The 6,926-nt window shown below is 39.9% G+C and carries 7 protein-coding genes; 6 read left to right on the top strand and 1 reads right to left on the bottom strand.

The genetic code is table 11. The features are described from left to right. The first annotated feature begins 217 nt into the window (after positions 1-217). From AC13EX_RS06920 to AC13EX_RS06910, 3 genes are all read left to right on the top strand, one after another. A complete protein-coding gene (locus AC13EX_RS06920; RefSeq protein WP_482892100.1) occupies positions 218-544 on the top strand; it encodes a 6-bladed beta-propeller in 327 nt (108 codons plus the stop codon). A 21-nt stretch (positions 545-565) separates the two neighbouring features. Further along, a complete protein-coding gene (locus AC13EX_RS06915; RefSeq protein WP_482892098.1) occupies positions 566-1,300 on the top strand; it encodes a hypothetical protein in 735 nt (244 codons plus the stop codon). A gap of 137 nt (positions 1,301-1,437) precedes the next feature. Continuing rightward, positions 1,438-2,037: a hypothetical protein gene (locus tag AC13EX_RS06910; RefSeq protein ID WP_482892097.1), complete on the top strand. Its 600-nt coding sequence runs from the start codon at positions 1,438-1,440 to the stop codon at positions 2,035-2,037. 38 nt (positions 2,038-2,075) lie between these two features. Here the strand turns inward: AC13EX_RS06910 and AC13EX_RS06905 are convergent, their stop codons facing one another. Then, positions 2,076-2,837 (bottom strand): DeoR/GlpR family DNA-binding transcription regulator, encoded by a 762-nt coding sequence (locus tag AC13EX_RS06905; RefSeq protein ID WP_482892096.1) that lies wholly within the window; start codon positions 2,835-2,837, stop codon positions 2,076-2,078. A gap of 97 nt (positions 2,838-2,934) precedes the next feature. Between AC13EX_RS06905 and AC13EX_RS06900 the strand changes: the two genes are divergently transcribed. Genes AC13EX_RS06900 through AC13EX_RS06890 form a run of 3 tightly spaced genes read left to right on the top strand, consistent with a single transcriptional unit; the run spans position 2,935 to position 6,758 of the window. After that, positions 2,935-4,500 (top strand): glycerol-3-phosphate dehydrogenase/oxidase, encoded by a 1,566-nt coding sequence (locus AC13EX_RS06900; RefSeq protein WP_482892095.1) that lies wholly within the window; start codon positions 2,935-2,937, stop codon positions 4,498-4,500. 6 nt (positions 4,501-4,506) lie between these two features. After that, positions 4,507-6,009 (top strand): glycerol kinase GlpK, encoded by a 1,503-nt coding sequence (gene glpK, locus AC13EX_RS06895; RefSeq protein ID WP_482892094.1) that lies wholly within the window; start codon positions 4,507-4,509, stop codon positions 6,007-6,009. A gap of 2 nt (positions 6,010-6,011) precedes the next feature. Then, complete coding sequence (locus AC13EX_RS06890; protein WP_339711179.1) at positions 6,012-6,758, top strand: MIP/aquaporin family protein; 747 nt, start codon at positions 6,012-6,014, stop codon at positions 6,756-6,758. Positions 6,759-6,926: the final 168 nt, after the last annotated feature.

The raw sequence follows: 6,926 nt of genomic DNA, 5'->3' as shown, positions 1-6,926 counted from the left end.
AGTGTTGCAATCGCAAGAAAATCAGGCTGTTTGGAGATTTTAGCATAGCACCGCTATGGTGAAATTGAAAACAGCAACGAAGTGGCTGATTTTAAAGCGATTTCAGCACGTAATAGAATGTCTATTGCATATTTCGGGTTAAAGGGGCCTGATTTTAAAGTGATTTCATCACGTATTGGAAGGTCTATTGAATAATGACTCTCAAGCTATATAAATAATGATAAGTAGGAAAATAATGGTGATTGTCTTTTTTGCATTAGGCTTATTCAATGCCTGTCAGGACAAAGGAGGGACTGAACAAGCGGGTGGTTTGCAAACCATTCGGATTGAGCATGACAATCAAACAGAGTTGTTTTTAGAGGATGTTGCAGCAAATTACACCATCATTCCTTTAGAGATGACTGAAGAAAGTTTAATAGGTTATATCCATAATGTTGCTGTCTCTGAAGATTTCCTGTATATCAATTATGCAAAAGGTATACTTCAATTTAACCATGCAGGGAAGTATATCAAAAAAATAGGAGAAAATGGGGAAGCTCCGTGAAACTACAGACAGGTAAGGTCCATGATTATTGATCCAACGGATCAGTCAATTATTGCTGCAGACGCGAGGTTGAGAAAGAGCTTTAAATTCAGTGAAGATGGAGATTTATTGGCTGAATCTGAAATTTTGTCATCCCCACCCATTTATATTACCCCAATACCTGAGGGCTATATGGTGATAACTGATGACAATACTCAAGATGAAGCTTTGGGGCTTGTTTCAATTAATGAGATTTTCAAACAAGACAGGGATTTCGTTAAAATAGATAGCCTAAAACCTTTAAAAGCAAAGATTGAAAAGATTTTTCATACTATTTGGAGACATCCTTCCTTTATAACAAGGGCTGATTCCACTGCTTATTTCTTTTTTCCGATTGGCACTCTCAAGGAACAGGTAGAAAGAGATACACTGTTTCAGATAAATGAAAACGGTGATTTTATTCCCCATTTAAAATTCCAATTCTCAGAAAACGTAATCAATGAGGAAGGGAAGAGGGTGTTTTTCATTGAAAAGATTGAAGTCAATGAAGCCTACTATTTGGTGACCTATCATTATGAAGGGAATTATTATCTTTTTGGTTACGATAGGAAAAAGGATAGTTCTTGGCTGGTAAAGGATGGATTGAGGGTAAATAACCTGGAAGGGCATTATCTCCCAAAATCAAATGGAATTTCTTATTTAATGACGGAGGGAGTTTCTGAATTAAAAGGTGAAGAACCAAATCCTATTATTCATTTGATTGATTGGGGGAAATAGAAGTTTGCTCATTTTATTTCTTACCTACCCATTTTCCTAAAGAAATAACATATGATCCTAATTATGGAAATTGATATTTTATTAACTATTGATAAGCCATCTTTTGTTAGGTATTAGTTGATTTGGCCTCTTACGATATGAAAAGATTTTTAGTTTTACTCAGTCTTGTTGTTCTAACAAATATTCCGTTTTCATGTGTTGATGATTGTGGGCCTTCTAATCCCATGGAGTCCAAAATCACCGAGTTGTATGTCCTAGTAGGAAGCTTAACTTCTTCTGGTTTTATAACAACAAAATCTACTGTCTTTGAGCTAGCGGCCATTCAAATTAGAATTGCTGACCTGGATTATACTGAAGTCATGGCATCCATTGCTCGACCTCGATTTTCCTTTATTAATGCAGCCATAGCTTGCAGTCCCCGCTTACCTGAACCAACTCAGGCAATTGAATCAATGGTCATCACCTCTGAATCAACTGTGTATGCTCAAGGGAATGAATTCTTGCCAGGGGAACAACTGAATGAGTTATTTAAAATAAATGGAAACCTAACGATAGCTGAGTATATCACAAAGCAAAAAAGTGATATTGAGCTTTTTGGAAATATTGGCTCAAGTATTAATTTGCAACTGTTAGAGCAACCTGATAGTACCATCAATCAAACCTTCACCTTTGATATTAAATTTTCTGATTTGAGTGAGATGGTTGTAATAAGTGAGGTTTTTGAAGTGAATAACTAAAAATTTGCTAGGTTTATTTTCCCTAGAAAGCGAATCATTTAGACAAGAATCACTTTAACACCTTTTTCTTCGAGCATCTCTACGTAGTGTGCGGAGAGCTTCTTATCTACGATCAAGGTGTCTATGTCTTCAAGGTTGGCAATCTTTCCAAAGCTCTTTTTACCAAATTTACTACTGTCTGCTAAAACTATGGTTTTTTGGGCAGAAGCAATCATAATGCTGTTTAGATGTGCTTCCAATAAATTGGAGGTGGTTAGACCAAATTCCGGGTCAATGCCATCAACACTGATAAATAATTTACTGCAAGCAAAATCTTTAATCATGTTTTCTGCAAAATGCCCTACTACAGAACTACTGCTTTTGCGAACAACACCGCCCAATTGAACAACCTCTGTCTCTTTCAAATCCAATAAGGCCATACTGACGTTCATGGCGGCTGTTAGAACAGTTAAGGAAAGTGACTTGGGTATGGATTGAGCAAAAGCCAAGACTGTAGTCCCAGACCCAATAATAATCACATCATTCTGATGTAGAAAGTCTGTGGCTCTTTTGGCAATTGCATTTTTTTGACTGACCTGTACCAGTCTTTTTTCAGTAACGGGTTTATCGTTGACGTAAGGTGAAACGGGAGTGGCACTTCCATGGGTTCTAAATAGTAAACCTTTTTCTTCCAGAATCCTCAAGTCTTTTCTAACAGTTACCATGGTAACATCCATTTCTCTGCTCAAAGCGGCCACGCTCACATAGCCGGCCTCTTCCAGCTTGTCCAATATGTATTTGTGTCTTTTAGCAATTATCATATTAAGAGAAATAATAGAGCCCAAATATATGAAAATAATTTCCTTTTGTTTCTTTTTATTTCCTTTTGTGTTACTTTAGTGAGGTAAAAAGGTGGCAATGAATAGAAAAGACAGTTTATCAATTATTAAAGACGAAAAGGGAGTCTGGGACCTAGTGATAATAGGTGGTGGAGCTTCCGGATTAGGGGTTGCATTGGACGCTTTGTCCAGAGGTTTGAAGGTTTTATTATTGGAGAAATCTGATTTTGCTAAAGGCACTTCGAGTAGGAGTACCAAGCTTGTTCATGGAGGGGTTAGATACCTTGCCCAGGGAGAAGTAGGCTTGGTTTTGGAAGCGCTGAGGGAGAGAGGCAGGTTATTGAAAAATGCACCCCATTTAACAATCAACCAACCATTTGTTATTCCGTTGTATTCTTTTTTTGATCGGCTGAAATATGGTGTAGGGCTAAAAATTTACGATTGGATGGCTGGTAGCTTGCGTTTGGGGAAATCCAAGTTTGTTTCCAGAGAAGACACTATAAAAAGGTTGCCGCAAATTCGACAAAAAGGTCTTAAAGGCGGTATTTTATACCATGATGGACAGTTTGATGATGCGCGACTTGCCTTGGTGATCGCCAAGACCTGTATTGAAATGGGAGGTTGTATACTCAATTATGCTAGGGTGAACAAGTTGAGCAAAGATGAAACTGGTAAGATTAATGGAGTAGTTTTTAGGGACTTGATTGGTAAGAAAAATTATAAGGTTTCCACCAAATCTGTGGTTAACGCTACGGGGGTTTTTGCAGATAAGATTTTGCAAATGGACAATCCCGAAGCCCGTAAGATGATCCAACCTAGCCAAGGTATCCATCTTGTGATGGACAATTCTTTTTTGGGTGGAGATGATGCTTTGATGATTCCTGAGACCTCCGATGGGAGAGTGCTTTTTGCTGTTCCGTGGGAAGGGAAGTTGGTGGTAGGAACTACCGATACTTTGGTGAAGAAACCAAAAATGGAGCCTAGACCTTTGGCCTCTGAAATTAATTTTATTCTGGAAACCGCCAGTAATTACTTAGTAAAACCACCCAAAAGATCCGATGTTTTGTCTGTCTTTGCAGGACTTAGGCCACTTGCAGCTCCAAAAGAGGGCAGTACCAAGACTAAGGAAATATCCAGAAGCCACAAGGTTATAGTCTCTAAGAGTAAACTGATAACCATAACTGGTGGCAAGTGGACTACTTTTAGAAAAATGGGAGAGGACACTGTGGATGCTCATTTTAAGAACAATAATCTGACTGCAATAGAAAGTACATCTGCTAGCAAACATTTGCATGGGTATAGCCTTAAGCAGTTGAATGGGCAGTTGAAACTATATGGTAACGATGCTGCATTTATTCTTGACTTACAGAAGCAAAATCCTGAATGGGCTGAGCGAATTCATGAGGATTACCCTTATACGGGAGCAGAGGTAGTATGGGCAGTTCGTGAGGAAATGGCCCAAAAGATTGAAGATTTTCTCTCCCGACGATGTAGAATTTTATTGCTTGACGCCAAAGCTTCGATGCAAATGGCACCCAAGGTGGCCACAATCATGGCAAAAGAACTTGGGAATGATGATGAATGGATAACCGAAGAGTTAGAAGAATTTTATAAATTAGCCAGAAAGTATTTAATTAACATCTAAAACCCAATGAACCCAAATAATCAATACTTAATGGCCATGGACCAGGGAACGACCAGTTCAAGGGCTATAATTTTTAATAAAAAGGGGCAGATTGTAGCCACCGCACAAAAGGATTTTGAACAATTCTTTCCAAAATCTGGCTGGGTTGAACATGATCCTAAAGAAATATGGTCTTCACAAGCCTCGGTAGCCACTGAAGCCATCACCAAGGCCAATATCACTGCCAGTCAAGTTGCGGGAATTGGAATCACCAATCAAAGGGAGACCACCATTCTCTGGGACAGGAAAACTGGCGAGCCTGTTTTCAATGCCATTGTTTGGCAGGACAGGCGTACGGCAGCTTACTGTAATAAACTTAAAGAAGCCGGCCATTCAGAGATGGTTCAGAATAAAACTGGTTTGATCATTGATGCTTATTTTTCTGGTACCAAGATCAAATGGATTTTGGATAATGTAGAAGGAGCAAGGGAAAGGGCCGAGAAGGGAGAACTGTGTTTTGGTACAGTGGACAGTTGGCTGGTATGGAAAATGACAGCTGGTGAAACCCATATAACTGACATTACCAATGCCAGTAGGACGATGATTTTCAATATTCATGATAAGCAATGGGACAAAGAGTTGCTTGAACTATTGGATATTCCTGCTGCCATTTTACCAGAGGTAAAATCAAGTAGTGAAGTTTATGGCAAAACTTCAGGCAATTTACTGTCAGCAAAAATTCCAATTGCAGGTATTGCTGGTGATCAACAGGCTGCTTTGTTTGGCCAGTTGTGTACAGAACCTGGAATGGCAAAAACCACTTATGGAACAGGTTGTTTTTTGGTGATGAATACCGGAGATAAACCTGTCAATTCCAACAATAAACTTTTAACGACCATCGCCTGGCAAATAGGAGATGAGGTCAACTATGCCTTGGAAGGAAGTGTGTTTATAGGAGGCGCAGGAATCCAGTGGCTCAGAGATGGCCTTGGAATATTTAATGATGCCAAAGACAGTGAAGGTATGGCTTTAGGTTTGAAAGACAATGGAGGCGTTTATTTTGTGCCAGCGCTTACAGGGCTGGGAGCTCCCTATTGGGATCAGGAAGCCAGAGGGGCCTTCTTTGGAATCACCCGTGGTACAACCAAGGCCCATATGGCCAGAGCAGGATTAGAAGCCATCGCTTTTCAGGTACATGATGTATTGAAAGCAATGGAAAAAGATGCTGGAGAAGAAACCACAGAATTAAGAGTAGATGGCGGTGCCACTGCCAATAATTTTTTGATGCAGTTTCAGGCGGATTTAAATCAATGTTCAATCAAACGGCCAGAAATAATTGAAACCACGGCATTAGGTGCTGCTTACCTTGCAGGCTTGGCAATAGGCTATTGGAAGGATATGGACGAAATTAGGAGTTTATGGAAAGCAGATGAATCTTTTGAACCCAAACAAGATGCAAAGGTGATGCAATCAACTTTAGACTATTGGCACAAAGCGGTAGGAAGGGCATTAAACTGGGTAAATGATTGATTATGAACGTTTATATAGCTGAATTTATCGGGACAGCTTTGCTTTTGGGCATGGGCTCAGGAGTAGTGGCAAATGTAGTATTAAACAAAACCAAAGGACAAAATTCAGGTTGGATGGTGATAACCACCGCTTGGGCTTTGGGTGTATTTATTGGAGTGGTAGTGGCTGGACCATACAGTGGAGCTCATCTTAATCCAGCCGTGAGTATAGGCCTTGCCATTGTGGGGGACTTTGCTTGGGGGATGGTGCCAGGCTATGTTATTGCCCAAATAGCTGGAGCCATGATGGGTGCAGGTGTTTCCTATGTGATTTACAAAGATCACTTTGATCTTACAGATGACCCAGGATTAAAGTTCGCTCCATTTGGTACTGCCCCAGCAATCAGAAACTTGTCCTCGAATTTCACCTCTGAGGTGATTGGTACTTTTGTTTTAATACTTGTTATTCTATATTCTACCGGTCCTGTTATAGATGATGGGAAGGGGACTCCAATAGGTTTGGGTTCTATAGGTGCATTGCCTGTGGCTTTTTTAGTTTGGGTAATAGGTCTTTCCTTAGGGGGTACGACGGGATATGCAATCAATCCTGCAAGAGATCTAGGTCCCCGAATAATGCATCAGCTTCTTCCAATAAAAGGCAAGGGCTCATCAGACTGGAGTTACAGTTGGGTGCCAATTTTAGGCCCTATTGTAGGTGCAGCATTGGCTGCGGGACTGTTTTTGCTGTTGGGAACCAATGGGGTAAGTTGATCCGAATCAAAAAACTATTTTATATTAAGATAGCGAAGGCTATTTCTATAGAAACCGAGGATTGATTCCTCGGTTTTTTTATTTGAGGCCATGTTAAGGATTTGATTTACCATGGTAGGGTGAATTTATTTCATTTCCCAGATTTTAAGTACTGAAACATTGTTAGGC

The sequence above is a fragment of the Cyclobacterium sp. L-R genome (genome assembly GCF_056859355.1).
This window is presented reverse-complemented; position numbering and strand designations above follow the sequence as displayed.